Raw genomic sequence first — 26,211 nt, forward strand, 5'->3', positions numbered from 1 at the left:
GGGCATCAGCCTCGCACGTTTCCCTGGGGGCGCGTATGGGCGTCTTCCTGCGGCGTGGCCGTTTCGTCCGGCGGCCGGCCGCGCGTCGTACGGCGGTACGCGACCGCTCAGGCCGCGGCGCGACGCCGGTTGCGCAGGGCCCGGCGCGCGGCGGTCGTGCTGAGCAGGGCGACCTCGGGGGCGCGGCCCGCGGGGGCCGGTTCGTGGAGGGCGGCGGCGACCGCGAGGGCGAGGGCCGTGTCGGCGGCGCCCGCGCGGGCGGTGGTGTGGGTGACCTGCTGAATCATGTCGTAACCCCTTACTGAGAGTTTCTCTAGCTGTCCGACCCGCCCGCCCGCAGCGTCGCCAGGTCCGCCTTCACCGTGTTGACCGGGATCGCGAACCCGAGACCCACGCTGCCCGCGTCCGAGGAGTCGGACGAACTGGCCGAGTACATCGCGGAGTTGATGCCGATGACGTTGCCGTTCATGTCGATGAGCGCGCCGCCGGAGTTGCCGGGGTTGAGGGAGGCGTCCGTCTGAAGTGCCTTGTACGTGGTGGTGGATGAGCCGGTGTCGCCGTTGAACTGCCGGCCGCCGAACTCGAACGGCCAACCGCCGCCCTGCTGTTGCTGCTGGCCCTGGCTCTCGTCGGTCGAGACGGTGACGTCGCGGTTCAGCGCGGAGACGATGCCGCTGGTGACCGTACCGGTGAGCCCCTCGGGGGAGCCGATCGCGATGACCGAGTCACCGACGTTCACGGCGGAGGAGTCGCCGAGGGACGCGGCCTTGAGGCCGGACGCGCCCTCCAGCTTGATCAGCGCGAGGTCCTTCTTGCTGTCGGTGCCGACGACCTTCGCGGTGTACGTCTTGCCGTCGCTCGTGGAGACCTTGATCTGGGTCGCGCCGGCGATGACGTGGTTGTTGGTGACGATCTCGCCGTCGCTCGTGATGATGACGCCGGAACCGGTCGAACTCCCGTTGCCCAGCGCCGCCTTGACCTCGACGATGCTCGGGCTGACGGCCGCCGCGATGGCCGCGACGTCACCCTTCTTGCCGGCCGGTACGACGCTGGTCGCGGCGGCGGCGACCGTGTCGTCCTTGTGGGTGAGCTCCTGTATGCCGTACGCGGTACCGCCGCCGATCGCCGCCGCGACGATCGCGACCGCCGCGAGGAGGGCGAGCGGGCCGCGGGTGCGCCGCTTCTTCGGCGCGGGCTGGGCGGCGTGGACGGCGGTCGGCTGTCCGGGAGCTTCCGTCTGCGCGGCGTACCCCGGCTGGTGCGGCGGCGGGGGCGGCCACTCCGGGTTCACCGGCGAAGGGTTCACCGGCGAAGGGGTCACCGGCGAAGGGGTCACCGGCGAAGGGGTCACGGGGGCGGAGCCGTACTGCTGCGCGCCCTGGTACGGGTTCTGCGGGTTCTCGGACTCGCCGTCGCGGCGGAAGCTCTCGGTCATGGAAAGAAGCTTCGTCCCCGACCATGAGAGCTTCCTGAGCGCCCGCTGAGAACGCCCCGAGAAGGTCGTTCGCGCTGTGTAAAGGCGTACGAGGGCGAATTGCCCGGCCTCTCAGGGGACTCTCAGAAACCGCCCCGGACCTGAGGGAACGCCCCTCATACCTGAGAGGTAGGTACCTACTACGCGCACCCGCACGACCGCCGTACCACCAGCCGCGACTCGAACACCTTCACCCGCTCCCGCCGCGACCCCGCCACCCGCAGCCCGTCGTCCAGCACCAGGTCCACGGCCGTACGGGCCATCGCCGGCCGGTCGGAGGCGACCGTCGTCAGCGGCGGGTCCGCCAGCGCCGCCTCCTTGATGTCGTCGAAGCCGATGACCGCCAGCTCACCGGGTACGTCGATGCGCAGCTCGCGGGCGGCGCGCAGGACGCCGATCGCCTGGTCGTCGGTGGAGCAGAAGACGGCCGGGGGACGCTCGGGCCCGGAGAGGATGCCGAGGGCGACGCGATACGCGTCGTACCGGTTGTAGGGGGCCTCGAAGAGCCGTCCCTCGGTGGAGAGACCGGCCTCGGCCATGGCCTGGCGCCAGCCCTCCACGTGGTCGGAGACGGGGTCGCCCACCGCTGGGGTATCAGCCGTACCCCCGATACAGGCGACGTACGGGTATCCATGCCCCAGGAGGTGGGTCACGGCGGACCGCGCGCCCGTGAGGTCGTCGAGGACCACGGCGACGTCGTCGATGGCCTCGGGCCGCTCGTGCAGAAGGACTACGCGGGCGTCCCACGCCTCGATCTCGGCGGCGGCCAGGTCGTTGAGGGCGTGCGAGACGAGGATGAGACCGGAGACCCGCATCCCGAGGAAGGCCCGCAGGTAGTGGACCTCGCGCTCGGCGACGTAGTCCGAATTGCCGACGAGGACCATCTTCCCGCGGTCGGACGCGGCCTGTTCCACCGCGTGCGCCATCTCCGCGAAGAAGGGCTGGCGCGCGTCGGGGACGATCAGGCCTATGAGGTCGGTGCGGCGGGACGCCATGGCCTGGGCGACGCGGTCGGGCCGGTACCCCAGTTCCTTGATCGCGGCGAGGACACGCTCGCGCGTGGCCGGGGCGACCGGCCGGGGTCCGTTGTTGATGACGTAGCTCACCACGGCGGTGGAGGTCCCCGCCAAACGTGCTACGTCGTCCCTCGTCACCTTGGCCACGGCGCGGAGTCTACGCGGATCAACCCCTCCCGGGCAGGGCGTGGCAAAGGTGACCGGACGGTAACCGCGCCCCGTCCGAGCAGGGCCTATACCTCGGCGGACGCCGTGACGGCCGACTCGTCCGTCTCCTCCGCCTTTGCCGGGGCGGAGTCGGCCTTCGGGGCCTCGGGGGCGCGCTCCGCCTTCTCGGGCGTAACGAATCGATAACCCACGTTCCGGACGGTCCCGATCAGCGACTCGTGCTCGGGGCCGAGCTTCGCGCGCAGGCGCCGTACGTGGACGTCAACCGTGCGCGTACCCCCGAAGTAGTCGTACCCCCATACCTCCTGGAGCAGCTGCGCGCGCGTGAAGACGCGGCCCGGGTGCTGCGCGAGGTACTTGAGAAGCTCGAACTCCTTGAAGGTGAGGTCGAGGACGCGGCCCTTGAGCTTCGCGCTGTACGTCGCCTCGTCGACCGACAGGTCGCCGTTGCGGATCTCCATCGGGGAGTCGTCGTTGACGATCTGCTGGCGGCCCATCGCGAGCCGCAGCCGCGCCTCGACCTCCGCCGGGCCGGCCGTGTCGAGCAGGACGTCGTCGATGCCCCAGTCGGCGGTGACGGCGGCGAGGCCGCCCTCGGTGACGACCAGGACGAGCGGACAGCCGGGGCCGGTCGAGCGCAGCAGCTGGCAGAGGCTGCGGACCTGAGGGAGGTCGCGGCGGCCGTCGACGAGGATGACGTCGGCGCCCGGGGTGTCGACGAGGGCCGGGCCCTCCGCCGGGGCCACCCGCACGTTGTGCAGGAGCAGGCCGAGAGCCGGGAGCACCTCCGTCGACGGCTGGAGGGCATTGGTCAGGAGCAGCAGAGAACTCATACGTCCGGTTCCTCCTCGGTCCCTGCGAGGACATGTGCGGCGCGGTGGATCCGCTGTACACCTGCGGTTTCCCACTTCGTATACAACGCTTCCGAAAGCACAAAAGGACCCGGGGGCTTCGCTGCCCGAGTCCTCTGCCCAGCAGAATAGCCGACATGAGCGACAGTCCGGCAGGTCATGTGGCACGTTCCACCGTACGTCCGAATGGCGAGACGGCCAGACGCGTACCTATGCGGACGTTTCTGGCGACCGCCGATGGGGTGACGATCGATTCCGTATACGATCCTCCGCTCGCTGTATACGAAATGAGCACCCCCGGGGGCGATGAAAACGACACTTTCGATCAACCTCGTGATCACCTCGCGTTCGTGATCGCCCACGGGTTCACGGGGGCGGCGGACCGTCCGCACGTGCGGCGGGTGGCGGAGGCGTTGCGACGATACGGTGCCGTCGTCACGTTCTCGTTCCGCGGGCACGGCGCCTCCGGCGGGCGCTCCACCGTCGGTGACCGCGAGGTGCTCGACCTGGCCGCCGCCGTCGACTGGGCGCGCGCCCTCGGGCACGCGCGCGTGGTGACCGTCGGGTTCTCCATGGGCGGCTCCGTCGTCCTGCGGCACGCCGCGCTGCACCCCGGGGACGCGGACGCCGTCGTCTCCGTCAGCGCGCCCGCGCGGTGGTACTACCGGGGCACCGCGCCCATGCGGCGGCTGCACTGGCTCGTCACGCGCCCCTCGGGACGCCTCCTCGGCCGCTACGGCTTCGGCACGCGCATCCACCACCGGGAGTGGAACCCCGTCCCGCTGCCGCCCGTCGAGGCCGCCGCGAGGATCGCGCCGACGCCGCTGCTCGTCGTCCACGGCGACGCGGACGGGTACTTCCCGCTAGACCACCCCCGCAGCCTCGCCGAGGCCGCCCCGGGGCACGCGGAACTCTGGCTGGAGCCCGGCATGGGGCACGCCGAGCACGCCGCGAGCGAGGCCCTGCTCGCCCGCATCGCGCACTGGGGTGTCAGTCGGGCGGGCTAGCCTTTGACGTCCGGATGCCGATCGCTCACCACTGTTTCGAGGAACGGATGCCAAAGGTCACCGTGCGCTACTGGGCCGCCGCGAAGGCTGCCGCCGGCGTCGCCGAGGAGGCGTACGACGCGGCGACCCTCGCCGGCGCCCTCGCGGGCGTGCGCGAGCGACACCCCGGGGAACTCGTACGTGTCCTGGCGCGATGCTCCTTCCTCGTCGACGGTGACCCCGTCGGCACACGCGCGCATGAGACGGTACGGCTGGCCGAGGGCGGCACGGTCGAGGTGCTCCCGCCGTTCGCAGGAGGATGAGTCACCGATGACCGACCAGCAGGGTCCCTACGACCCGTACGCGACCCCGTGGCCGCAGCAGGGCGCCCCGAACCACGACTCCATGGACAACGCCAACGCCCAGCAGTGGCAGGGCGAGACCTGGGAGACCACGGCCCAGCCGTCCCTCCAGACGCAGTCCCCGGCGGAGGAGACGGCCTACCTGCCCCCGCAGACGGGCCCCCAGCCGTCGTACGGCGCCTACGCGCCCGAGGCCGCGCCGTCCCCGTACGGCTGGCAGCAGCCGGCACCGGGCGCGCCCGCGCAAGGCGGCGGGGGTTTCCCCGCTCCCGGCGCGCAGGGTCCGTACGCGGGTGCTGACGCGTCCGCGCGGGGGGCCGGGGCGTACGCCGCCGACGCGTCCGCCGGGGCTGCCGGTCCGTACGCGCCCGCGGGGCACCCCGACGCGTCCTTCGGAGGGTTCGCGGCGGCCGGTGCGCCCGCGCAGGGGCCGTACGCGCAGGCCGGTCCGTACGCGGGCGCCGGTACCGCCGGGACCGCCGGACAGGGCTTCGCGTCCGCCGAGCAGGGCGCGCCCTCCTTCGGCGCGCCGGTGGGACAGTTCGCGGGCGACGGGCAGGCCGCCCCGGCCGCGGCTCCCGACCCGTCCGCCCCCGGCTACGGCCCCGCCACCCTCGCCGGCAACGCGCGCGTCACCGACGCGCAGCGGGCCCGCCTGGAGGGCCGTTCGCCGATCATCGAGCCCGGCATGCAGCCCGCCGCGCTGACGGCCCTCCTCGGCCTCCTGCTGGCCGGTACGGCGCCGCTGGGCGTGTACGGGCTCCTGGTCCCCCTCGTCGTGCTCCAGGGCGTCACAGCGGCGGGCTGGTTCCGGCTGAACGGGATGTGGCCCGCCCGGCAGGGCATCGCGCTGGCGTTCCTGGGCGCGCTGGTCGCCGACGCGGTCCTGCTGGGCGTCGGCAAGGAGCACGCGCCCGCCGCGATCCTCGGCACCCTCGGCGTCTGGGTCCTCCTCTGCCTGATCCTCCAGCTCCGCTCCCACGCGGACCCGGACGAGCGCATGTACGGCCTGATGGCCACGGTCGCGAGCAGCGCGCTGGCGATCGTCGCGACGGGGTACCTGGGCGCCGATTCGGACGCGACCTCGGTGGGCGCCGCGGCGGTCGCCGTCGCGATCCTCGCGCGCGCGTTGCCGCTGCCGACCCCGGCGTCGGTCGTGGTCTCCCTCCTGGCCGCCGCCGGCGCGGGCATCGCGGTGGGCGGCATGACGGACGTCGGCACGGCGGGCGCCCTGGTGGGCGCGGGCGCCGCGGCCTGCGCCCTGACCGGCCACCGGGTGGCGAGCTACGACTACCCGTCGAGGTTCGTCCACTTCACGGCGGGCGTCGCCCTGCCGCTCGCGCTGGCCGCTCCGGCGGTGTACGTCCTGGGCCGGGCGCTGGGTTAGACCCCGGCGACTGTCACAACCGTTCGACAGTCTCCGGGAAAGCCTTGCCCAGCGGGTTACTTTGGGTGGCCGTAAGGACCAGGGGTCCCACATACCCCGGTCAGCACCCACTGGGGGAACCACAGCAATGCGCGGCCTTCGCATACTTCTGATCGTTGTCGTCGTCCTGGGCGGGCTCTTCGTGCTCGCCGACCGGCTGGCGGTGAACTTCGCCGAGGGCGAGGCCGCCGACAAGCTGAGGACGACCGAGGGGCTCGCGGCGACGCCCGACGTGTCCATCAAGGGCTTCCCGTTCCTCACGCAGGCGCTCGGCGGACAGCTCGACGACGTCGAGGTCGGCATCAAGCAGTACGACGCGGCGACCGGCACCAGCAGCGGCAGCATCCGCATCGACGACCTCAAGGCCAGCATGAAGGGCGTCGACTTCGACTCCAGCTTCAGCTCGGCGACGGCGACGTCCGCGACGGGCACCGCGAGCATCTCGTACGCGGAGCTGCTGAAGGCCGCGAAGTCGGAGCCGACGCGGGTCATGGACGGCGTGGAGGCCGAGGTCGTCGGCCTGTCGGACGGCGGCAACGGCAAGATCAAGGTCGCGGTCGAGGCGACGGTGCTCGGCACGAAGCTCCCCCAGCCGGTGTACGTCCTCAGCTCGGTGACCGTCGACGGCGACACCGTCCGCGTCCACGCCGACGACATGCCCAGCTTCGGCGGCGTAGAGGCTCCCGAGAACGAGGCCCGCAAGATCACCGACTTCGAGCAGAAGATCGAGGACCTGCCGGGCGGCATCCAGCTCGACAAGGTGACCCCGGCGCAGAGCGGCGTGGAGATCACGGTGAAGGGGTCGAACGTACGACTCGCGGGGTAGGGGTCGTACGGGTCTACGTCCGAGGGGCGAGACGGGGGTGTCCGTACCGTAGATACGGGACCCCCCGGGGTGTAGACGGGTAGTACCCGGGTATCCCCTGGAGGGTGATCGGTCTCGGTATCCGGACGATCGCGTCTCGCCATACGACACACCGGTGACAGCATGCCCGATCCGTCCCTACGATCGACGGCATGAAGCGTCAGGCGGATCTCACGAAGCGGCGGGCAGTCGACCTGTGCCGCGTCGCCGCCATGCTCTGTATCGCTTCCTGAAACTCGCCGGCCCTTTTTCTGGGCATCGCGCGCCGCTCCCGCTCCTTGCGACCGGTCAACTGGCGCGCCCGCATCCGCACTTCGCACACCCCCGCCGCAACTGCCCCGGAGGAGAACGAGCATGAGCCGCAGCGACGTCCTGGTCGACGCCGACTGGGTCGAGGCCAACCTCGACAACGCCGACATCGCGATCGTCGAGGTCGACGAGGACACGACAGCGTACGAGAAGAACCACATCCGAGGCGCCATCCGGATCGACTGGACGAAGGACCTCCAGGACCCGGTCCGCCGCGACTTCGTCGACCAGGAGGGCTTCGAGAAGCTCCTGTCCGCGAAGGGCATCGCCAACGACACGCTGGTGATCCTCTACGGCGGCAACAACAACTGGTTCGCGTCGTACGCCTACTGGTACTTCAAGCTGTACGGCCACGAGAACGTGAAGCTGCTCGACGGTGGCCGCAAGAAGTGGGAGCTGGACGCGCGCGAGCTGGTCGAGGAGGTCCCCGTCCGGACCGCCACCGACTACAAGGCGAAGCCGCAGAACACGGCGATCCGCGCCTTCCGCGACGACGTCGTCGCCGCGATCGGCTCGCAGAACCTCGTCGACGTGCGCTCGCCCGACGAGTTCTCCGGCAAGCTGCTCGCCCCCGCGCACCTGCCGCAGGAGCAGTCGCAGCGTCCGGGCCACGTCCCGTCCGCGCGCAACATCCCGTGGTCGAAGAACGCGAACGACGACGGCACCTTCAAGTCGGACGACGAGCTGAAGGCGCTGTACGCCGAGGAGCAGGTCGACCTCGCGAAGGACACGATCGCGTACTGCCGCATCGGTGAGCGCTCCGCGCTGACCTGGTTCGTGCTGCACGAGCTGCTCGGTGTCGAGAACGTCAAGAACTACGACGGCTCCTGGACCGAGTACGGCAGCCTCGTCGGCGTCCCGATCGAGCTCGGCGCCAACAAGTAGCTCTCAGGTAGTCCCGACCTAGTACTGGAGTAGCAGCATGTGTGGAGCGAAGGCCGGCGGCCCCGACGCCTCGACGATCAAGCCCGGTGAGACCACGATCCAGGGCCAGGTGACGCGCGACGGTGAGCCGGTGACCGGTTACGTCCGCCTCCTGGACTCGACCGGCGAGTTCACGGCGGAGGTCCCCACCTCGGCCACGGGTCAGTTCCGCTTCTACGCGGCCGAAGGCACCTGGACCGTCCGCGCCCTCGTCCCCGGCGCCACGGCCGACCGCACGGTCGTCGCCCAGCAGGGCGGGCTGGCGGAGGTCGCGATCGCGGTCTGAGCAGGGCCGTACGCAAGAGTCAGGGCCGTACCTCTCGGGGGGTACGGCCCTTCTGCGTACGGGGCCGGAGGGGCGGTGCTTCGGGGGTAGTGCGGGGCTACGCTGGAGGTATGTACGCACGGCGGCGGCACGTGTACTTCGCCATGATGGGGAGCTGTATCGGGCTCTTCGTGCTGGCGTGGGGGGTCGTGCGGATCTGGTCGGTGCCGGTGGCCGTGGGGATGTGCGTGGTGGCCATGGTCATCCCGCCGCTCGCGGCGATCGTGGCGAACCGGCGGGGTCCCGAGGACCGGTGGTGGGACGACCCGTCGGGCGACCCCAAGTCCGACGAGTGGTGGGACGAACTGGACGGCAAGAAGCGACCCCGGTAGCTCTCAGGTAGTACGACTCACCGTGACCAGCAGAGGTGCGCGTCCGCCGAGGCGCGCGGCGAGGTCGGCGAGGGTCTCTCCGAGCCAGCCGACGGCGTCGTACGACCAGGCGGCGAGGTCGCCGTGGAGGGTCAGGGTGTGACGGGGTGGACCACCCCAGAAGGTGTCGTCGAAGGGTGGCTCCGGAGAGGTACGTCCAGGGGAGGACGGCCGGAACTCCGGAGAGGTACGTCCAGAGGAGGACGGCCGGAGAGTGAAGACGTCCTGCTCCAGCTCGGCGAGGCAGCGCGGCAGCTCCCCGATCACGTCGTCCCGCCCGCTGCCGACGGTCACCTCCACCGGAGTCCGCGCCGCCGGATCACCCGCCCGGAACCACTCCCGCGTCAGCATCGAGGGCACCGCCGCGTACGCGGGCCGCGAGGCGACGTCGATAGACCCGAGCGGAAGCAGAAGCTGGACGACGGAGAAATCCGCAGTCCCGATCCGCTCCACCACACTCCCGGCACACCCCAGAAACGCCCGCACCGGCAACGGCCGCTCCCCGCTCACCACAGCCGCCCCGACCTGGAACCAGGCGATCAACTCCGGGTCCCCGGCGGCACGTTGCGGATGCCCGCAACCGGCGTCGTTCATCCCCCACAGCGTGTCCAGCCACCCCATGGCGAGCGAGCGCTGATGAAAGAGCTGGTAGGGGTCGTTCTCGGGGTCGTGCCACGGGTGCGGGGTCTGTGCGCCGTAGAGCGCGGCGAACAGGGTTCCCGTGGTCGGCGGGTCAGCGGACACGGCAGTTGACGGCAGCCTGGTTCATGGGCTGCTCGGCCGTGTCGATCTCGCCGTCCACGATGCAGTTGTAGACATCGGCGCGGTCGTTGTCGCACGTCCCCTTGTCCCACCAGCCGTGACCGGACACCGCCACTCCGGTGCCGGACCGGTGGGGATTGTCCCGCCCGCTGACCGGGGTGCAGCCGAGGCGTTGTGCGCCGGTGCGCTCGGCCGTCTGGACGGGGCGGCCTTCCGCGTCCAGATATACGGCGGTCGTGTCGGAGTCCGGCGGGGCGATACCCGGTACCGGCTCCGCGGCCTCGGCAGGTGGAACGGGCGCCGCCGTCACCGCCGTCGGGACGGCCCAGATCGTCAGGGACGCGAGGACGAAGGCGAGGACATCCCGAGAGGTCTTGCGCATCAGGGCAGCCACCTTTCAGCCTTCGGCTGATGATTCGGTCGTTGTCCTGAACGTAGGGGAACGGAGAAGGCGGAACGTCCCGCTGAACGGGTGAACCTCTGAGAGGGGGGCGGTGCCGGGGCAGGGGTTACTTCCAGGTCGGCATTATGAATTCCGGGTAGCGGGAGCCCGCCGAGCCGTGGGGGAGGATCTCGTCGATGCGGGTCAAGTCGGCGGTGGTCAGGGCGAGTTCGGCTGCCGCGACGTTTTCCGCCAGGCGGGTGGGGGTGCGGGTGCCGGGGATGGGGACGATGTCCTCGCCCCGCGACAGGAGCCAGGCCAGGGCGAGTTGGGGTGCTGTGGCTCCCTTCGAGGCGGCCAGGGCCGTCAACTCCCTTACAGCGCGCAGGTTCTGTTCGTAGTTGCCCGGCTGCCAGCGTTCGTCGGCGCGGCGCATGTCGTCCTCGGGGTATTCGGCGGCCGGCTTGACCGCACCCGTGAGGAATCCTCGACCCAAGGGGGAGTACGGGACGAAGCCGATGCCCAACTCCCGTAGCAGCGGGAGGATTTCGACCTCCACCGCGCGTTCGAAGACGGAGTACTCGGTCTGGAGGACCGACACCGGGTGTACGGCGTGGGCGCGGCGGATCGTGTCGGGGCCCGCCTCGCTGAGGCCGAGGAAGCGGACCTTGCCCTCGGCGATCAGCTCGCCGACTGTCCCGGCGACGTCCTCGATGGGGACGTCGGGGTCGACGCGGTGCTGGTAGAGGACGTCGATGTGGTCGGTGCCGAGGTGGCGCAGGCTGGCCTCGGTGACCTTGCGGATGTTCTCGGGGCGGCTGTCGAGGTGGGACCACATACGGCTCGGGTCGGACAGGTCGAAGCCGAACTTCGTCGCGAGGAGGACCTCGTCACGGAAACCGGCGACCGCGCGGCCGAGGAGTTGCTCGTTGCTCCCCGTACCCAGGCCGTAGATCTCGGCGGTGTCGAAGAGAGTAACTCCCAGGTCGTACGCCCGGTGGATGGTCGCGATGCTGCTCCGCTCGTCGCTGGGCCCGTAGGCGACGGTCATCCCCATCGTCCCGAGACCGATCGCACCGGCGGTCAGGCCCTGGGTGCCGAGGGTGCGGAGGGGGAGTTTCGCGGTGTTCTCTGCCATGCCCTCGACGCTACGGAGCGGGCGGCCCGGCGGCATGGGGCAGCAGTCTCATAAACTTGCCTGATCCTCTCAGCCCCCTCAGCCAAGGGATCGCGTCGTGCTCGACCGTCTCGCCGCCGCCATCGGACGTCACCTCGTAGTACCCGGGGGTGACACGGCCGTCCCCCACCTCATGCTCGCCGGGGTCGACGAGGAGTGGAAGTCCCTCCACCGCCTCTACGAACCCATGATCTGCTTCGTCGTCGAGGGCGCGAAGAGGGTCACGTCCGGGGACGTCAGCGCGATTGCGGGCCCCGGCGAGCTGCTGTTCACGCCGCTGCACCTGCCGGCGGTCGTCGACCTGGTGAAGGTGCCGTACCGGTCCGCCGTACTGCGGCTCGACGCGGGCACGGTGACCGAGCTGCTCGTGGAACTGGAGAGCTACGAGGGGTACGGGGAGGACGGGGGGCATGCCGGTCCCGCCCGGCAGGGGCTGGTCAGTACGGCGCTCACCCCCGCCCTCGCGGACGCCGTAGCCCGCTGGGTGGAGCTGCTCGACTCACCCGAGGACATCGGCCCCCTCGCCGCGCGCACGGAGAGCGAGATCCTGTACCGCCTGCTGCGCAGCGACCTCGGCCCGCTGCTGCGGGAGGCGTTCCTCGCGGACTCGGCGACCTCCCGGGTCCGGGTCGCCGCGCGGTGGATCAAGGAGCGGTACGACCAGCCGCTGAGCGTCGAGGAGATCGCGGCGGTCGCGCACATGAGCGCCGCCGGGCTGCACCGGCACTTCAAGGCGGTCACGGGTATGACGCCCCTGAAGTACCAGAAGCGGCTGCGGATGCAGGAGGCGCGGCGCAGGCTGGTCAGCGAGGGGGAGTCCGCGGCGCAGGTCGCCCACGCGGTGGGCTACTCCAGCGCTACCCAGTTCAACCGGGAGTACCGGAGCGAGTACGGCTTGCCCCCGGGACAGGACGCGGCACGGCTGAGGGCGGAGCCGGGGGTCTACTCCGCCCCCGGCCGCGTCAGCCCCTGAGTCACCCCAGGGGAGTCAGGGGAGTCACCGGGTACATCTCAGGTATGAGCTGCTCAGGTATCAGCTGCCCTGCCCCGCGCTGCCGATGGGGCCGACCTTGACCGGGGTGCCGCCGCCCTCGGTGACGGGGAGGGAGGCGGCACCCGGCCAGGCGAGGGAGACCGTGCGGGTGTCGTTCGGCGGGGTGACGAGGAGACCGGTGATGCGGACACCGGAGCCACCGGAGTCGTTGGCCGGGTAGAAGACCGGGAAGAAGACCTCCGCGCCGCTCTTGAGGGTCACGGCGGCGGTCTGCTGCCCGCTGCGCTTCGCGGAGATCGTCCCGGAGTTGGTCTTCAGGTCGACGCCCGCGTAACCCGAGATCGTGCAGGACTTGCCGCTCTTGTTCTTCAGCGTGACGACGACCGTGCGCGTGCTGTCGCCTCCGATCGTGTTGTCGGATGCCGTGATCGCCAGCGAGTCGGTGCCGCAACGGCCGCTCTTGGAAGCGGAGTTGGAGCCGGTACCGCCGGTGGTGGAGCCGCCGGTGGTGGAGCCGCTCGAACCCGAACCGCCGGTTGTCGCCGACGCGTTGGACCCCGAACCGGAACCGCCGGTCGCCGTCCCCGTCGTGCCCGAACCGCCGGTCGTCGATCCTGCCGTGCCCGAACCGCCCGTCGCCGCGCTGGAGTTGGATGTAGAAGCAGACGGCGACGGGTCGTTCTTGGCCGTGCTGTCACTGGAGCCGCACGCGGTCAGAGACAGACCGGCGGCGACGGCAATGGCGGCGATGGTGAGCTTCTGAACGCGCATCGTGTTTCTTCCCCAACCTCGGTACGGCGTGCCGTTGACTACTGTGATGAGCGCCCCCGGCGACCCCGCGTTCCGCTCAACTCGCGCCTATGACACGCCCGTTACACGCTCAGTACACGAGCGCCTGAACCCCGTCCCCGAGCGCCTCCTGCACGAACACCTGCGCCCCGGCGATCCGCACCCCCTCGATCACGTCCTTCTCCGTGATGTCCCGCCGCGCCGCGCACTGCGTGCACAGCGTGACCTGGCCCGCGGACAGGATCGTGTCGAGGAGGTCCGGGAGGGGCGCCGCGTGCGGGAGTTCGAACTCCGCGGCCTTCCCCGGCAGAGCGAACCACGCGGACTCCCCGGTGAGCCACAGCGACACCTCCACCCCGCTCGCCACCGCCACCGAGGCCACGGTGAAGGCCTGCGAGCAGCGTTCGGGGGCATCGGCACCCGCGGTCACCTTGATAACCAGCTTCTTGGACATGCCGTGCAGCGTAGTGCGGCCTACACCACCGTCGCCGCGATCACCGCGACCAGCGTGGCGACGCTCAGCGCGGTCAGCACACCGCTCCAGAACGCGTCCTCACGCAACAGCCGCCTCGCTCTGCGCCGCACCCGGCGACCACGAGTCACCGGTCTCGACGGCAACTCGCTCTGTACGGCGATGAGTTCGGCCGTCGGCGTCCACGGCAACGCGGGCGGGGGAACCGCGTACGCCGGGTACACCTCCTGGACCCGACCGGGCTCCGGGCGCCGTGTCACGCCGGGTGCGCCTGCTCGTGGTGACGCCTCATCAGGACCCGCGCGTCCACCTCCGCGCTCAAGTCCTTCTCGTCGGCGGCCTTGTGCGCGAGCCGCACGAGGTCCGCGCAGCTCGCGCAGTTCGGGTGCGGCTCGGGGACCTTCGTGATGTCCACCGTCGGCTCCAACAGCGGGTACTTGCGGGCCGCCTGGACGTTCGCCGCCTTCACGCCGGCGCCGATGCGCTCGCTGTCGGTGGGGGGACGGAGGGTGTCGGGGTCGGCCTGCCACTCGATGCCGCCGCCGACGGGGCGGAGCATCGCGTACTTGCCGTCGCGGGCCTGGAACTCCCCCACCTTGTCGGTCGTGGGGTCGTAGAGGAGGGTTCCGGGTTCCATGGGTTTACATCCTTTCGCCCAACATCTATACGGAATGAGGTTGTTGTACTACTCTGCGCATTCCTGGGTAGTACGAGGATGGCCCCTGCGGGGACGCCTTCGCACCCCGGACAGGCGCAAAGGCAACGCGGGAATGTCCAAAGGCAACAGGAGGGTGGGAAGGCGATGCCAGCCAGGAGGCCGATCACGGGGCGGAGCGGAGGGCCGAGGGAGCGGTTCGCGCAGGAGCTGAAGAAGGCGCGGCTCCAAAAGGAGGTCTCTTTAAGGAAGTTGTCGGAGGACGTGGGGTGGGACCAGTCCCTGCTCAGCAGGATGGAGAACGGGATTCTGCTGGGGGGACCCGATGTGGTCAGGGACCTCGATACCTACTACGGGACGGGGGACAAGCTGCTGACCCTGTGGGAGCTGGCGATCGCCGACAAGGGGCAGTTCAAGCTGAAGTACCGGCCGTACATGGAGTTGGAGGAGAAGGCCGTAGTTCTGTGGCACTACGGGCCGGCTACGCCGCCGGGTGTGCTCCAGACCGAAGGGTTCGCGAGGGCGGCGCTCATCGCCGGTGGTTACCAGGGTGAGGAGCTGGAGCGGCAGATCCATGCCCGACTTGAGCGACAGCGCGCGCTGTTCGACCCGGAGAACCCGGTGCCGTTCCGGTCGATCATGTCGGAGGCGGTACTGCGCAATCCGCTGACGGACCTGGCGGAGTGGCGCAGGCAGTTGGAGTTCTTGCTGGAGGTGTCGGAACTGCCTGACGTCACCATCCAGGTGCTGCCGTTCGGCGTGGGGCTTCACCGTCTGGTCAACACCGACATGATGTTCCTGCAACTGCCGGACGGGAAGATCGTCGCCTACTCGGAGAACGACGCACAGGGCGAACTGATCGAGGAAACCAGCAGGGTTCAGGCGTTTAACCGCGCCTATGATGCCCTACGTGACTTGGCGTACAGCCCCGCCGAGACACGACAGTTCATCATGCGTCTGCTGGAGGAATTGCCGTGCGATCCATCGACTTGAGCAGCGTCTCGTGGCGCAAGAGCAGCTACAGCAACACCGATGGCGGCCAGTGCCTCGAAGTCTCCGACGACTTGCTCAGTACAGCCGCGTGGCGCAAGAGCTCCTACAGCAACAACGACGGCGGCGAGTGCCTGGAAGTCTCCGACAGCTTCCCCTCTCTCGTCCCCGTCCGCGACAGCAAGGACCCCTCCGCCGGTTCCCTCCTCTTCGCCGCCGACTCCTGGGCCGCCTTCCTCCTCGGTATCAAGTCGTAACTCTTGGGTCGTACAACCACCCCTGATACCTACGAGTCTCCTGTGAAGCGTGCACGCCAAGTGCGCGCTTCACTTCTTTGTCCGGTTTCTTTTCCGGGGGGACTTGTTGGAACGCCGGGGTCGTACGGCCCTACTCATCTCCACCGCCGCCTGCCTCGGGGTACTCGGCGGGGTCTGCACGGGGTACCTCGTCCAGGCCGAACGCTCGCCCACACCCTTGCCGCCGCTGTCCCAGGCGACGGTCCCACAGGCCAAGGGCAGCACACCCGAGCCGCTTTCCGCCGCCCGTGACCGCCGCGTCAAGGTCGACGGGGATCTGCGGAAACTGCTGGTAGAGCCGCCGAAGGGAGCCAGGGAGAAGGGGGACGACGGCTGGCGAGGCGGTCCCCGCTGGATCGGTCTCCCCGAGTACTCCTCCTCCTACGTCGACCCCTCCGGCGCCTTCAGCAGCTTGGGCAAGAGCGAGTTCCGCCGCGCCGCCTCGATCATCTGGGCCGAGGGCGGGAGCCGCACCGTCGAGGTGAAACTCGTGCAGTTCAACCAGAACGACGGCACGATCGGCGCCTCCGAGGAAGCCGAGAACGGGCAGTACTGGTCCGACGAGAAGAGCGACACCCGGAGCTGGACCATCCCCGGCATGGGAGCGCTGAACGGCCGGGCCTCCGTCCACGACACCCCTGAGCGCAAGGCCGGGTACCTCCCGATCTACTCCGCCGAGGCACACGCCTGGCGCGGCGACCTCTACGCCGAGATCTACCTGTACGACACGAAGCCGATCCCCAAGGCCGCGATCATGGGCCTGGCACAGCGGCAGATGGGGAAGCTGTGAGCGACGAGAACGCCGGGGACGTCGAGGAGACGCGTACCCCTGAGGTAGTCCCCGGGGACGACTCCGGGTCCCCCGCCGGGAAACCGGCTCGCCGGGGTCGTACCCGTCTCATACTCGGGTCCGCCCTCCTCGCCGCCGTAGTCCTCGCGGGGGTCGGGTACACCGTCGTCACCGTGCGGGGTGCCGAGCATGACCCCGGTGCCGCGCGCTGGAAGTTCCCGAAGCCTGTCGCGTCCGCGTCCGAGAAGCCCGCCGCAGGCACGCTGCGGGCGTTCTTCGTGCCCTACGGGACGTACGGGTTTCGGCCCGGTCCCGACCTGGAGTCCTACGGGCACGACGTCGAGTTCAATGAGCGGCAGGCCGCCGCTGTGCGTGCGCAGCAGCTCAAGGACAAGCCCCGGAAGTACCGGGACGCCGTCGAGAAACACAAGCTCAAGGGCATGGCCATGCGCACCTACCTGAGCGCGGAAACCGATGACGACGACTCCTCCTTCATGGTCCAGGTCGGGCTGAGTCGTTTCGCCGACCGGAGCACCGTGAAGCTCGTCGGGGACGTGTACCGCGCCATGGCCGCGTCGGACGCCTTCGGCAAGGGGCCGGTGATCAAGGGGCACAAGAACGTCACGTGCCTCGCCACGTCGGACGACAAGAAGAAGGACACGCTCGGTGCCGTTCAGTGCACGGCCGGCGTCGGTGACCTGGTCGTCTCCTTCATCGCGACGGGGACCGACCCGCTGGACACCAAGGGAATCGCCGCGTTCGTAGCGAAGCAGCTCGACCGGATCGGGGATGCGGGGCGTGCGGTATGAGCGAGCAGACGCGGGACGAGGCCGTCGAGGCCGTGCAGGAAAAGGCTGTGCAGGAAGAGGTCATGCCGGAAGAGGCCGTCCCGGAATCGGAAGAGGCCGCCCCGGAAGAGGTCGTCGCGCCGTCTCCCGAAGTACCCAAGTCGCGGCGCGTGCTGCGCGGCGTCCTGCGGTGGGCCGCCGCCGTCGCCGTGTTCGGGGTGCTCGGCGCGGGGACCGCGTACGGGATCACGCGGATGGAGCGGACCGACGTACCCGGGCTCGGTACCACCTCCGACGGACGGTGGGACTACCCCGAGATCCAGCGGCCCGTCGCCGGCGCCGATCTGCGGGCCTACGTGCTGCCTGCCCCTCAGGGGGCGGTCGAGGACGTAGCTCTCAAGGGGGACGGCGGTTGGCTCGCCGTGAAGGACTTCCTCGCCGTGTACGCCTCCGCCGACAAGCGGACCAGGGTGGGGGAGTACCTCAAGGACTACGGGCTGAGGCACATCGCCGCACGGGGGTGGACCACCGCCGACGGTACCCATACCTCCGTATACCTCCTGCGCCTCGACGACCCCGCCGTCGTCGACCGGCTGCGCGAGAACCTCACCGGGTACGACGCGCCCTTCTACCCCGCGCGCGGCGCCGAGGAGACCGAGTTCGACGACGGGATTCCGTACGAGTCCAACGTCCAGGGCGTCGACCGGGACGTCTACGACGAGAAGAAGCCCTACGGCGCCGAGCAGCTCCGGCAGGCGTACCTGTTCCACGGGGACGTCATGGCCGTCGTACTCCAGTCCCGCAAGGGGTCCGCCGCGAGCGTGCCGTTCCAGCAGACCGTCGTACTCCAGAGCCAGCTGCTCGCCTCCTCCCCTGGGGTGACCCCGGCCCGATGAGTGGCCCGGACCCCGGCGGCGTAAGCTGGGGTCCGGCCTTGTGTACCTGAATCGCGCCTCTAGGAGCACCCCGTGCTTGAAGTCTTCTTCGAAGCTCTCCTCGTCCTGGTCTGCGTCGGCGTGCTCGCGTTCGCCGGGCTGACCGTGAAGAAGCTGTACCAGGGCCAGCGCTGACCCCGTCCGACCAGGAAGCCTGATGATCGAGATCCCGTCCGACCTGCACAAGGACCTCCTCCCGCTGACGTTCCTCCTCGGCCAGTGGGCCGGCGCGGGCGTGCACGACTTCCCCGGCTCGGAGAAGTGCAACTTCGGCCAGGAGGTGTCCTTCACCCAGGACGGCCGTGACTTCCTGGAGTACACCTCTCATACCTGGGTACTGGACGGCGACGGCAACAAGGTCCGCCCCCTGGAGTCCGAGCACGGCTTCTGGCGCATCGACGCGGACCGCAAGGTCGAGGTCACGATGGTCCGCGACGACGGCGTCGTAGAGATCTGGTACGGCGAACTGGCGGCCAAGCAGCCCCAGATCGACCTCGTCACGGACGCCGTAGCCCGTACGGGTGCCTCCCGGCCGTACACCGGAGGTAAGAGGCTGTACGGGTACGTCAAGAGCGACCTCATGTGGGTCGGCGAGAAGCAGACTCCCGACGTAGAACTCCGGCCGTACATGTCCGCGCACCTCAAGAAGGTCGTCACCCCGGAGGACGTGGCCCGCTGGGCCAAGGCCCTCCCGCAGGACATGCCGGATGACGGGATCGCTTTCTTCAAGTAGTCCTAGACTCTCCAGTGTGGTGAGCACCGACTGGAAGAGCGACCTCAGGCAGCGTGGGTATCGGCTGACGCCGCAGCGGCAGCTTGTGTTGGAAGCTGTCGACACGCTGGAGCATGCGACCCCCGACGACATCCTCGTGGAAGTGAGGAAGACGGCGTCGGGGGTCAACATTTCCACGGTCTACCGGACGCTGGAGCTGCTGGAAGAGTTGGGGCTGGTGAGTCATGCGCACCTCGGGCACGGCGCGCCGACCTACCACCTCGCCGACCGGCACCATCACCTGCATCTCGTGTGCCGCGACTGCGACCGCGTGATCGAGGCGGACGTCGAGGTCGCGGCCGTGTTCACGGACGCGCTGCGCGAGCGGTTCGGGTTCGAGACCGACATGAAGCACTTCGCGATCTTCGGGCGGTGCGCGGAGTGCTCGGCGAAGGAGAGGGAGTAGCGGAGGGGCGGGAGCCCCGCCGGGTTCCGGGAGCCGCGTCGTAGGGTTGGGACCATGAAGAGTCCCTTGCTGTCCTTGCCGGGTGCGGTGTCCGCGGAGGGTGTGGACGACGGTGTCGCCGCCCACTACGGGGAGCTGTTCCGGGAGCAACGGGCGCTCGCCGACGGGCGGGGGTTCGTCGACCTGTCGCACCGGGGCGTCGTCGCCGTCACCGGGGACGACCGGCTGACCTGGCTGCATCTGCTGCTCACCCAGCATGTGAGCGACCTCGCCGCGGGCGTCGCCACCGAGGCGCTGATCCTCTCCGCGAACGGGCACATCGAGCACGCGCTGTACCTCGTCGACGACGGGTCGACCGTGTGGGCGCACGTCGAGCCCGGGTCGCAGGAGGCGCTGATCGCGTACCTGGAGTCGATGAAGTTCTTCTACCGCGTCGAGGTCGAGGACCGGACCGCCGACTTCGCCGTCGTGCACCTGCCGGCCGGGTCCGTGGCCGAGGTGCCGGGGTCCGTCGTGGTGCGGGAGACGCCGTACGGGCGTGATCTCTTCCTGCCCCGGGAGGAGCTGGAAGAGTTCGCGGGGCGGGTGGGCGATGCCGCCGGGCTCCTCGCGTACGAGGCGCTGCGCGTCGAGCAGCACCGGCCCCGGGTCGGGTTCGAGACCGACCACCGGACCATCCCGCACGAGCTGGGGTGGATCGGGACCGCCGTCCACCTCCAGAAGGGGTGCTACCGGGGGCAGGAGACCGTGGCCCGCGTCCAGAACCTCGGCAAGCCGCCCCGGCGGCTCGTCTTCCTCCACCTCGACGGCAGCGAGGTGCAGCTGCCGGGGCGGGGGGCCGAGATCCGTCTCGCCGCCGAGGGGGCGGACGGGCGGAAGATCGGGTTCGTGACGACCACCGCCCGGCACCATGAACTCGGGCCCATCGCGCTGGCGTTGGTGAAGCGGAACGTGCCGGTGGACGCGGAGCTGGTGGTGGGGGAGAAGACGGCTGCGGCCCAGGAGGTCGTCGTAGCACCGTAGGGGTAGCTCTGCGGGGTGGCTCCGGAGGTGGCTCCGAGGGTTGCTCCGGGGCTGCTCCGCGGGTAGCTCCGCAGGGGTAGGTGCCTACATCTCCAGCAGTACCGTGAACGGGCCGTCGTTCGTGAGGGATACCCGCATCTGGGCTCCGAAGCGGCCCGTGGTCACCGTCGCACCCAGCGCACGCAGTTCCGATACGACGGCCTCGACGAGGGGCTCGGCGACGTCGCCGGGGGCCGCCGCGTTCCACGTGGGCCGGCGGCCCTTGCGCGCGTCGCCGTACAGCGTGAACTGGCTGATCACCAGCAGCGGGGCGGCGATGTCGCTGCACGACCTCTCGTCCGCCAGCATGCGGATCGACCAGAGTTTCCGGGCCAGCTGGGCCGCTTTCTCCTTCGTGTCGTCGTGGGTCACCCCCACCAGGACACACAGGCCCTCGCCCTCGAACCCGCCGACCGTCTCGCCCTCGACGACCACACTCGCGCCGTCCGCTCTCTGCACCACTGCTCGCATGGCTCCATGATGCCGGGTGCTTCGCGGGCGGCTGCGCCGGGTCGTAACCGGGTAGCCCCAGGGGCGTACCGGGTGGCTAAAGCCCCCCATCTGGGGCCGTTCGGGGGCACTCGGTCACATAGCGGCCACTTGGGGTGGCACCATGCTTCCCACACGCCCGGTCGAGGGGACGGTCGAGGGGACGGTAAGAGGCGGATGAGCACACTCAGTACATCGGGTACGCGGTACGAGGAGTACGACCTGACCCGGCTCAGCCTGGCCGAGCTGCGCGACCTGCGCCGGGACGCGCTGCGCGACGAGGCCGATCTCAGTTACGTACGGCGGCTGTTGCAGGGGCGCATCGACATCCTGCGGGCCGAGTTGGCCTGCCGGGGGACCGCGGTGGTGGGGGGCGTGGTGGAGCGGCTCTCGGAGATCCTCGCGGACGGGCCGGCCCGGTACCGCTCCTCCGCCCGGCACGTCACCCTCGGTACGCCCCAGGGGGAGGAGTACCGGAAGCTGGCCGCGCAGATGCTGGGCGAGGTCGAGCTGTCGGACCTGTCCGCCCGTACGGACGGGGAGCTGAGCGAGGCGATGGGGAGACTGGAGAGGTACGAGCAGGAGGTCTCCCGGCGGCGGCAGGGCTTGCAGCGGGCGGCGGACGACTGCGGGGGCGAGATCACCCGGAGGTATCGGGAGGGTGAGGCGCAGGTGGAGGACCTGCTGGGGTGAGGGCGGGCGGCAATTTGCTGGAGGTGTAGTCCTCAGGGTGCATAGCGTGGAGGTATGACGAGTGAACCTGTTGCGAGTGAACCCATTGCCGTCCGGCTGATCGCCGAGAGCGAGCGGCACGAGTGGCTGCGCGCGATGAACGTCGGCTTCCTGCGGTCCTCCGCGATCTCGGCGCCGCACGTCGAGGCGCGGCGCGTCGCGGACGAGGGGTCGCGGACGTACGGGGCGTTCGAGGGCGACCGGGTCGTCGCGACGTACCGTTCCTTCGCGCAGGAGCTGACCGTGCCGGGCGGGGCGGTCGTACCCGCCGACGCGATCTCCAACGTGGCGGTGCTGCCCACGCACCGGCGGCGCGGCCTGCTGTCGCGGATCATGCGGGAGGACCTCGCCGCGGCGAAGGAGCGGGGCGACGTGGTGGCCACGCTGATCGCCGCCGAGTACCCGATCTACGGGCGGTACGGGTTCGGGCCGGCGACCTCGGTCGCCGAGTGGAGCATCGACGTACCGCGCACGGGGCTCGACCCGCGGTGGGCCGCGCCCGAGTGCGGGGGCCGGATCGAGGTGCTGGAGCCGGAGGAGGTCCGCAAGGCCGGGCCCGAGCTGCACGAGCGGGTGAGGAGGGCGACGGCCGGCGCGGTCAGCCGCGACCAGCAGTGGTGGGACCGTGATACCGGGGTACTACGGACGTACGAGGGTGAGCGGCCGGTGCCGACGTACGTGGCGTACCGCTCGCCGGCGGGCGAGGGCGCGGGTGGGGGCGCAGGCGGGGGCGCGGGGCAGATCGACGGGCTGGTCGCGTACGAGGTCGACGACGCGTGGACCGGCGGCGGCCAGGCCGCCAACACGCTGACCGTGAAGTGGCTGATCGGCGTAACTCCCGAGGCGGAGCGCGCGCTGTGGCACTTCCTGTGCTCGATCGACTGGGTGGCCACCGTGAAGTCGGGCTGGCGCGGCCCCGGCGACCTGCTGCCGCGCTTCCTGCCGGACCCCCGCGCCGCGCGGATCACCCAGCTCGGGGACTGGCTGTGGGTACGGCTCCTGGATGTCCCACGGGCCCTGGAGGCACGGACGTACGACACCACCGGAGAGGTAGTACTGGAGGTGGACGACCCGGCCGGGCTCGCGGGCGGACGGTTCCTGCTCTCGGCGTCACCCGGGGGTGCGTCCTGCACCAGGAGCACCCGGGGCGCCGACCTCGCGCTGGACGTGACCGACCTCGCGTCGGTGTGGCTCGGCGACGAGTCGGTGGCGCGGCTGGCGGCGCTGGACCGGGTGCGGGAGGTACGAGCGGGCGCCGTGCGCGAGGCCGACGCCCTGCTGCGTACGTCCGGGCGGCCATGGTGCCCGGACATGTTCTGAGTCGAGCCCCCCGCAGGGGGATGGTGCTGCTCCTCCTCTCCGGTCACTGGTCGTACTCGGGTCGTACTCCTGACGGCGTAACTCTTCCGTACTCTTCCGTAGCTGTGCTCATGAAGTTGTGGCTGTGCTCGCGATGTTCGGTTGTGGCTGTGCGGTGGTGCCTCGTATGCGGTTGTGGCTGTGCCTGTGCGGCCAGGGCCGCCGTCTGTCTGCGGGCTCCCGGCTCCCCTCCGGAAGGGAGCCCGACCAACCATCTGAAAGTCTGACCACGTTGACCATGTCAGGTGAAGTTGGCTGCCAACTTCACTGTACTTATGTCCGCTTGGAAGCGTCTCATAACCATCTCCCGGGGAACTGCCCAAAGATGGCGGGAAGTTGTACTGTTTCGACGTGGAGCCGGAACCCGCCTCCGTCAATGGACGGAAAAGGCCACAGCGGCCACAGAAGTCGCACCACGAGGTGGCCGACGAACTGCGCACCCGGATCAGGACCGGAGTGCTGCGGCCCGGTGAACGCATGCCCACGCAGGCCCGGTTGGCCGACGAGTTCGGGGTCGAGCGCGGGGCCGTACGGCAGGCCCTGCGCATCCTCCAGGCGGAGCACCTGCTCACCAACATGACCAAGGGTGCGCCCGCAACTGTCGCCCTCGACCTGGGAGTTGGGCTCCAGGTGGGCGGTCCGGCGGCCCCGCCGCAGCCGACGACGGTCGCTCTCGCGCCGCGCATCGCCGAGGCGTTCGAGGCCGAACACGTCCGGATCGACGCGCTCTGCCTGACCGCCGTCTCGCTGACACTTGCCATGGGCGAACCCCTCCGGCACATCCACGCGGGGCGAATGAAACCGGCCAAGGTCGACGTGCGGGTGCTGCTGCCGTCGCGCAGCATCCCGCTCGCTTTCCCCGCCCCGCTGGACAGTTCGGTCTCCGGGCGGCTGCGCGAACACTGGCTGCTGCACCGCAACGCGCAGGGGCAGGTCCTCAAGCACAACCTCCTCGCGCTGCGGCAGACGCACGACATCGACGTCCAAGTCGACTTCCGCGCACTGCCGTTCACGCCTCCGGTCAAGCTGTATCTGCTCAACGGTGACGAAGCCCTGTTCGCCTACTACACGTTGCGGCGGCGCGAGCAACTCATCAACGACGAGCGGGTGGAGACGTACGACGCGGAGGGCACGCAGTCGATGCTCTTCGCGTTCGGGCGGGGGGCCGGGGCGCGCGACACCATGTTCGTCGAGCAGTCCCGGCTGTGGTTCGACGCGCTGTGGGGGACGATCAGCTCGGACCTCCAGCTCACGAGTTGACCGCCGGGGTCGTCATCAGCGCGGCCAGCAGCACGGCTCCTATCGACGTCAGGGTGGGGATCCTGGCCTTGATCCCGACGCTGATCAGCAGCATGGCGACGGCGCCTGACGTGCCGTACCTCCACTGGACGGCCTGTTCGAGGGCGGCGGTGACGAGGGCGACGGGCATGGGGCTCACCCCTTCCTTGTGTGCGGTGCTGTGACGGGGGCCGGCTCGGTGCGGGCTTGCTCGGTGCGGACCGGCTTGGATATGCCAGCGGTCTGCCAACTTGACCAAGTTGGCAACCAACTACACTGATGTTGTCCCCACTTGGCACCAACCCTCAAACAAGTTGTCGGCAACTGCCCTAAGATGGATCAGAGTTGTACCGTTCGACCGTGACGACCCAGGGGGAAGGTGGCAGTGGACGCCGGCAGAAGGCTCTCGCCTCAGGAGATCGCCGACCATCTGCGGGAACAGATCCGGGTCGGGGACCTCAAAGCGGGTGATCGGCTGCCTACCCAGGCCGAGTTGGCCGACGAGTTCGGGGTCGAGCGGGGCGCCGTGCGGCAGGCGCTGCGGGCCTTGCAGGAGGACGGGCTCCTGACGAACGTCAGCAAGGGCAGCCCACCGCGCATCGCCGAGGCGCCGGAGGGCGAGGGCGACGAACCCCGGCCGACGATGGTCGCGCTCGGACCCCGCATCGTGGAGGCATTCCAGTCGTCGCGCATCAGGATCGACGCCGTCTGCCTCACCGCGGAGAGCCTCATCCCCGCTCTCGGTGAGCCACTGCGTCTCATCCACGGCGGCGAGGTCAGGCCCGAGCGTATCGACGTCCGCATCATGCTGCCGTCCCGGGACATCAACCTCGCGTTCCCGGTCCAGGTCGGCGGCGGCGCGGGCGGAGATACGGTGCACGAGCGGTGGCTGGGGATGCGCAACGCCCAGGGCCAGGTGCTGCGTTACAACCTCAACGCCCTCCGCTCGCAGGGCATCGACGTCCAAGTCACCTTCCGCGCACTGCCGTTCACGCCTCCGGTCAAGCTGTATCTGCTCAACGGCACGGAAGCGCTGATGGCTTACTACACGGTCGCCCGGTACGAAGAGCCCTCCGACGACGGCGAGCTCCTCGACATGTACGACGTCCGGGGTACCGAGTCCCTCCTCTTCTCCTTCGAGAAGAGCACCGGCCAGCGCGACGCGGCGTTCGTCGAGGAGTCTCAGCGCTGGTTCGACGCCCTCTGGGAAACCATCACGACAGACCTGACACTCTCCTAGTGACTTCTGATACGAGACAGACGGATCGGATGGCTCTTGATGGCGACAAGACGACCGAAAAAGTCCAGGAGTTGATCGGTCGCGCCCGGGTCGTGCTCTGGGACTTCGACGGGCCCGTGTGCGCGCTCTTCGCCGGGTACCCTGCGGCGGGTATCGCGGCGGGGCTGGTTGAGCGGCTCGAACTCCGGGGCTTGCGGGGGCTGTTGGATGGGGCGGAGCGCGACAGCCCGGACCCCCATGCCGTCCTGCGTGCCGTGGACAGCCGGTGTTCCGGCAGCGACCTCGTCGTCGAGCTGGAAGAGTGGCTCACAGAAGAGGAGTTGACGGCGGCGACCTCGGCGCAGCCCACACCGTACGCCGACCCGCTGATCCGTACGTGGGTGGCGGTCGGCGCGCGCATGGCGATCACCACCAACAACTCCCCCCGGGTGGTGGGGAAATACCTGGCCGGCCGCGGCCTGAGCGCCTGTTTCGCCCCGCACGTCTACGGCCGTACCGCCGATCTCCAGCTCCTCAAGCCCGACCCGTACTGCCTCAACAAAGCGCTGCGGGCGATGGGTTCGGCGCCCGCGGACGCCCTGATGATCGGTGACACGCCGACCGACCTGGAGGCGGCGCGGCGGGCAGGGGTGCCGTTCCTCGGGTATGCGCGCAGCGACCTCAAGGAGAGCCTGTTGCGCGAGGAGGGTGCGGAGGCGGTCGTCACCTCGCTGAAGCCTGTGCTGGCGGTGGTCAGGAAACGGGCGTAAGCGGTGGGGAAAGCCTT

At 69.9% G+C, this 26,211-nt stretch carries 35 protein-coding genes; 22 read left to right on the plus strand and 13 right to left on the minus strand.

Annotation, left to right across the window (positions count from 1 at the left end; translation table 11 throughout):
* Positions 1-107 precede the first annotated feature (107 nt).
* The 4 genes from PV682_RS15250 to PV682_RS15265 all read right to left on the minus strand — a co-directional run bounded on the left by PV682_RS15250 (position 108) and on the right by PV682_RS15265 (position 3,491).
* Complete coding sequence (locus tag PV682_RS15250; RefSeq protein WP_319729892.1) at positions 108-287, minus strand: hypothetical protein; 180 nt, start codon at positions 285-287, stop codon at positions 108-110.
* 26 nt (positions 288-313) lie between these two features.
* Positions 314-1,435, minus strand: coding sequence for a S1C family serine protease (locus PV682_RS15255; protein WP_319729893.1), 1,122 nt, complete (start codon positions 1,433-1,435; stop codon positions 314-316).
* Between the two features lie 179 nt (positions 1,436-1,614).
* Positions 1,615-2,637, minus strand: a complete 1,023-nt coding sequence (locus PV682_RS15260; RefSeq protein WP_319729895.1) for a LacI family DNA-binding transcriptional regulator — start codon at positions 2,635-2,637, stop codon at positions 1,615-1,617.
* Between the two features lie 86 nt (positions 2,638-2,723).
* On the minus strand, positions 2,724-3,491 hold the full coding sequence (locus PV682_RS15265; protein WP_055719508.1) for a winged helix-turn-helix transcriptional regulator: 768 nt from the start codon (positions 3,489-3,491) through the stop codon (positions 2,724-2,726).
* Between the two features lie 155 nt (positions 3,492-3,646).
* Here PV682_RS15265 and PV682_RS15270 point away from each other — a divergent pair, with 155 nt between their 5' ends.
* The 8 genes from PV682_RS15270 (at position 3,647) to PV682_RS15300 (ending at position 9,038) form a co-directional block, all read left to right on the plus strand.
* Positions 3,647-4,516, plus strand: a complete 870-nt coding sequence (locus PV682_RS15270) for an alpha/beta hydrolase (protein WP_319729897.1) — start codon at positions 3,647-3,649, stop codon at positions 4,514-4,516.
* A 47-nt stretch (positions 4,517-4,563) separates the two neighbouring features.
* On the plus strand, positions 4,564-4,818 hold the full coding sequence (locus tag PV682_RS15275) for a MoaD/ThiS family protein (RefSeq protein WP_319729899.1): 255 nt from the start codon (positions 4,564-4,566) through the stop codon (positions 4,816-4,818).
* 7 nt (positions 4,819-4,825) lie between these two features.
* Positions 4,826-6,244 (plus strand): hypothetical protein, encoded by a 1,419-nt coding sequence (locus tag PV682_RS15280; RefSeq protein ID WP_319729901.1) that lies wholly within the window; start codon positions 4,826-4,828, stop codon positions 6,242-6,244.
* A 127-nt stretch (positions 6,245-6,371) separates the two neighbouring features.
* A complete protein-coding gene (locus PV682_RS15285; protein ID WP_319729904.1) occupies positions 6,372-7,109 on the plus strand; it encodes an LmeA family phospholipid-binding protein in 738 nt (245 codons plus the stop codon).
* 191 nt (positions 7,110-7,300) lie between these two features.
* Positions 7,301-7,381, plus strand: coding sequence for a putative leader peptide (locus PV682_RS44325; RefSeq protein ID WP_355879453.1), 81 nt, complete (start codon positions 7,301-7,303; stop codon positions 7,379-7,381).
* Between the two features lie 121 nt (positions 7,382-7,502).
* Complete coding sequence (locus tag PV682_RS15290) at positions 7,503-8,342, plus strand: sulfurtransferase (protein ID WP_319729906.1); 840 nt, start codon at positions 7,503-7,505, stop codon at positions 8,340-8,342.
* A 37-nt stretch (positions 8,343-8,379) separates the two neighbouring features.
* Positions 8,380-8,667 (plus strand): DUF1416 domain-containing protein, encoded by a 288-nt coding sequence (locus PV682_RS15295; protein ID WP_010351646.1) that lies wholly within the window; start codon positions 8,380-8,382, stop codon positions 8,665-8,667.
* Positions 8,668-8,777: 110 nt separating this feature from the next.
* Positions 8,778-9,038, plus strand: a complete 261-nt coding sequence (locus PV682_RS15300; protein WP_319729915.1) for a DUF3099 domain-containing protein — start codon at positions 8,778-8,780, stop codon at positions 9,036-9,038.
* Positions 9,039-9,041: 3 nt separating this feature from the next.
* Here PV682_RS15300 and PV682_RS15305 read toward each other — a convergent pair whose 3' ends face one another.
* The 3 genes from PV682_RS15305 to PV682_RS15315 form a co-directional block, all read right to left on the minus strand.
* Positions 9,042-9,821, minus strand: a complete 780-nt coding sequence (locus tag PV682_RS15305) for a hypothetical protein (RefSeq protein ID WP_319729918.1) — start codon at positions 9,819-9,821, stop codon at positions 9,042-9,044.
* Positions 9,811-10,221 (minus strand): hypothetical protein, encoded by a 411-nt coding sequence (locus PV682_RS15310; RefSeq protein ID WP_319729920.1) that lies wholly within the window; start codon positions 10,219-10,221, stop codon positions 9,811-9,813. Before PV682_RS15310 ends, PV682_RS15305 begins: the two co-directional genes overlap by 11 nt.
* Before the next feature lie 127 nt (positions 10,222-10,348).
* Complete coding sequence (locus PV682_RS15315) at positions 10,349-11,359, minus strand: aldo/keto reductase (protein WP_319729923.1); 1,011 nt, start codon at positions 11,357-11,359, stop codon at positions 10,349-10,351.
* 97 nt (positions 11,360-11,456) lie between these two features.
* Between PV682_RS15315 and PV682_RS15320 the strand changes: the two genes are divergently transcribed.
* On the plus strand, positions 11,457-12,371 hold the full coding sequence (locus PV682_RS15320; protein ID WP_319729927.1) for an AraC family transcriptional regulator: 915 nt from the start codon (positions 11,457-11,459) through the stop codon (positions 12,369-12,371).
* A 60-nt stretch (positions 12,372-12,431) separates the two neighbouring features.
* On the opposite strand, the gene PV682_RS15325 is transcribed toward PV682_RS15320, so the two are convergent.
* From PV682_RS15325 to PV682_RS15340, 4 genes are all read right to left on the minus strand, one after another.
* Positions 12,432-13,163: a DUF4232 domain-containing protein gene (locus PV682_RS15325; protein WP_319729930.1), complete on the minus strand. Its 732-nt coding sequence runs from the start codon at positions 13,161-13,163 to the stop codon at positions 12,432-12,434.
* Positions 13,164-13,272: 109 nt separating this feature from the next.
* Positions 13,273-13,635, minus strand: coding sequence for a DsrE family protein (locus PV682_RS15330; protein WP_010351638.1), 363 nt, complete (start codon positions 13,633-13,635; stop codon positions 13,273-13,275).
* A gap of 20 nt (positions 13,636-13,655) precedes the next feature.
* Positions 13,656-13,913, minus strand: coding sequence for a hypothetical protein (locus PV682_RS15335; protein ID WP_319729933.1), 258 nt, complete (start codon positions 13,911-13,913; stop codon positions 13,656-13,658).
* Positions 13,910-14,290 (minus strand): hypothetical protein, encoded by a 381-nt coding sequence (locus PV682_RS15340; protein WP_319729935.1) that lies wholly within the window; start codon positions 14,288-14,290, stop codon positions 13,910-13,912. Before PV682_RS15340 ends, PV682_RS15335 begins: the two co-directional genes overlap by 4 nt.
* 165 nt (positions 14,291-14,455) lie before the next feature.
* On the opposite strand from PV682_RS15340, the gene PV682_RS15345 reads away from it, so the two are divergent.
* The 8 genes from PV682_RS15345 to ygfZ all read left to right on the plus strand — a co-directional run bounded on the left by PV682_RS15345 (position 14,456) and on the right by ygfZ (position 20,308).
* Complete coding sequence (locus PV682_RS15345) at positions 14,456-15,301, plus strand: helix-turn-helix domain-containing protein (protein ID WP_319729938.1); 846 nt, start codon at positions 14,456-14,458, stop codon at positions 15,299-15,301.
* Positions 15,283-15,555, plus strand: coding sequence for a DUF397 domain-containing protein (locus PV682_RS15350; protein WP_319729941.1), 273 nt, complete (start codon positions 15,283-15,285; stop codon positions 15,553-15,555). Before PV682_RS15345 ends, PV682_RS15350 begins: the two co-directional genes overlap by 19 nt.
* A gap of 106 nt (positions 15,556-15,661) precedes the next feature.
* A complete protein-coding gene (locus tag PV682_RS15355) occupies positions 15,662-16,384 on the plus strand; it encodes a hypothetical protein (RefSeq protein ID WP_319729944.1) in 723 nt (240 codons plus the stop codon).
* The gene (locus tag PV682_RS15360; RefSeq protein WP_319729947.1) at positions 16,381-17,193 is read left to right on the plus strand and encodes a hypothetical protein; all 813 of its coding nucleotides are present in this window, start codon (positions 16,381-16,383) and stop codon (positions 17,191-17,193) included. The genes PV682_RS15355 and PV682_RS15360 overlap by 4 nt, the downstream gene beginning before the upstream one ends.
* Positions 17,190-18,068, plus strand: coding sequence for a hypothetical protein (locus tag PV682_RS15365; protein ID WP_319729950.1), 879 nt, complete (start codon positions 17,190-17,192; stop codon positions 18,066-18,068). The genes PV682_RS15360 and PV682_RS15365 overlap by 4 nt, the downstream gene beginning before the upstream one ends.
* A 196-nt stretch (positions 18,069-18,264) precedes the next feature.
* The gene (locus tag PV682_RS15370) at positions 18,265-18,840 is read left to right on the plus strand and encodes an FABP family protein (protein ID WP_319729952.1); all 576 of its coding nucleotides are present in this window, start codon (positions 18,265-18,267) and stop codon (positions 18,838-18,840) included.
* Between the two features lie 16 nt (positions 18,841-18,856).
* Positions 18,857-19,285: a Fur family transcriptional regulator gene (locus PV682_RS15375; RefSeq protein ID WP_319729955.1), complete on the plus strand. Its 429-nt coding sequence runs from the start codon at positions 18,857-18,859 to the stop codon at positions 19,283-19,285.
* A gap of 54 nt (positions 19,286-19,339) precedes the next feature.
* On the plus strand, positions 19,340-20,308 hold the full coding sequence (gene ygfZ, locus PV682_RS15380; RefSeq protein WP_319729957.1) for a CAF17-like 4Fe-4S cluster assembly/insertion protein YgfZ: 969 nt from the start codon (positions 19,340-19,342) through the stop codon (positions 20,306-20,308).
* A gap of 84 nt (positions 20,309-20,392) precedes the next feature.
* Here ygfZ and dtd read toward each other — a convergent pair whose 3' ends face one another.
* On the minus strand, positions 20,393-20,818 hold the full coding sequence (gene dtd, locus PV682_RS15385) for a D-aminoacyl-tRNA deacylase (RefSeq protein WP_319729960.1): 426 nt from the start codon (positions 20,816-20,818) through the stop codon (positions 20,393-20,395).
* Positions 20,819-21,013: 195 nt separating this feature from the next.
* Between dtd and PV682_RS15390 the strand changes: the two genes are divergently transcribed.
* The 3 genes from PV682_RS15390 (at position 21,014) to PV682_RS15400 (ending at position 24,187) form a co-directional block, all read left to right on the plus strand.
* Complete coding sequence (locus PV682_RS15390; RefSeq protein WP_319729962.1) at positions 21,014-21,529, plus strand: RsiG family protein; 516 nt, start codon at positions 21,014-21,016, stop codon at positions 21,527-21,529.
* 54 nt (positions 21,530-21,583) lie between these two features.
* Positions 21,584-22,888, plus strand: coding sequence for a GNAT family N-acetyltransferase (locus PV682_RS15395; RefSeq protein WP_319729965.1), 1,305 nt, complete (start codon positions 21,584-21,586; stop codon positions 22,886-22,888).
* 375 nt (positions 22,889-23,263) lie between these two features.
* A complete protein-coding gene (locus PV682_RS15400) occupies positions 23,264-24,187 on the plus strand; it encodes a winged helix-turn-helix domain-containing protein (RefSeq protein ID WP_319729968.1) in 924 nt (307 codons plus the stop codon).
* Here the strand turns inward: PV682_RS15400 and PV682_RS15405 are convergent.
* Positions 24,177-24,356, minus strand: coding sequence for a hypothetical protein (locus PV682_RS15405; protein WP_055719532.1), 180 nt, complete (start codon positions 24,354-24,356; stop codon positions 24,177-24,179). The two genes, PV682_RS15400 and PV682_RS15405, sit on opposite strands and share 11 nt — an antisense overlap.
* Positions 24,357-24,590: 234 nt before the next feature.
* Between PV682_RS15405 and PV682_RS15410 the strand changes: the two genes are divergently transcribed.
* Both PV682_RS15410 and PV682_RS15415 read left to right on the plus strand, forming a co-directional pair.
* Positions 24,591-25,445 carry a FadR/GntR family transcriptional regulator gene (locus tag PV682_RS15410; RefSeq protein ID WP_319729971.1) on the plus strand — a complete coding sequence of 285 codons (855 nt, stop codon included), beginning with the start codon at positions 24,591-24,593 and terminating at the stop codon, positions 25,443-25,445.
* A gap of 29 nt (positions 25,446-25,474) precedes the next feature.
* On the plus strand, positions 25,475-26,194 hold the full coding sequence (locus tag PV682_RS15415) for an HAD family hydrolase (protein ID WP_319729974.1): 720 nt from the start codon (positions 25,475-25,477) through the stop codon (positions 26,192-26,194).
* The last annotated feature ends 17 nt before the right edge of the window (positions 26,195-26,211 follow it).

It is taken from the genome of Streptomyces niveiscabiei (assembly GCF_033794345.1).
GTDB classification, from domain to species: domain Bacteria; phylum Actinomycetota; class Actinomycetes; order Streptomycetales; family Streptomycetaceae; genus Streptomyces; species Streptomyces niveiscabiei.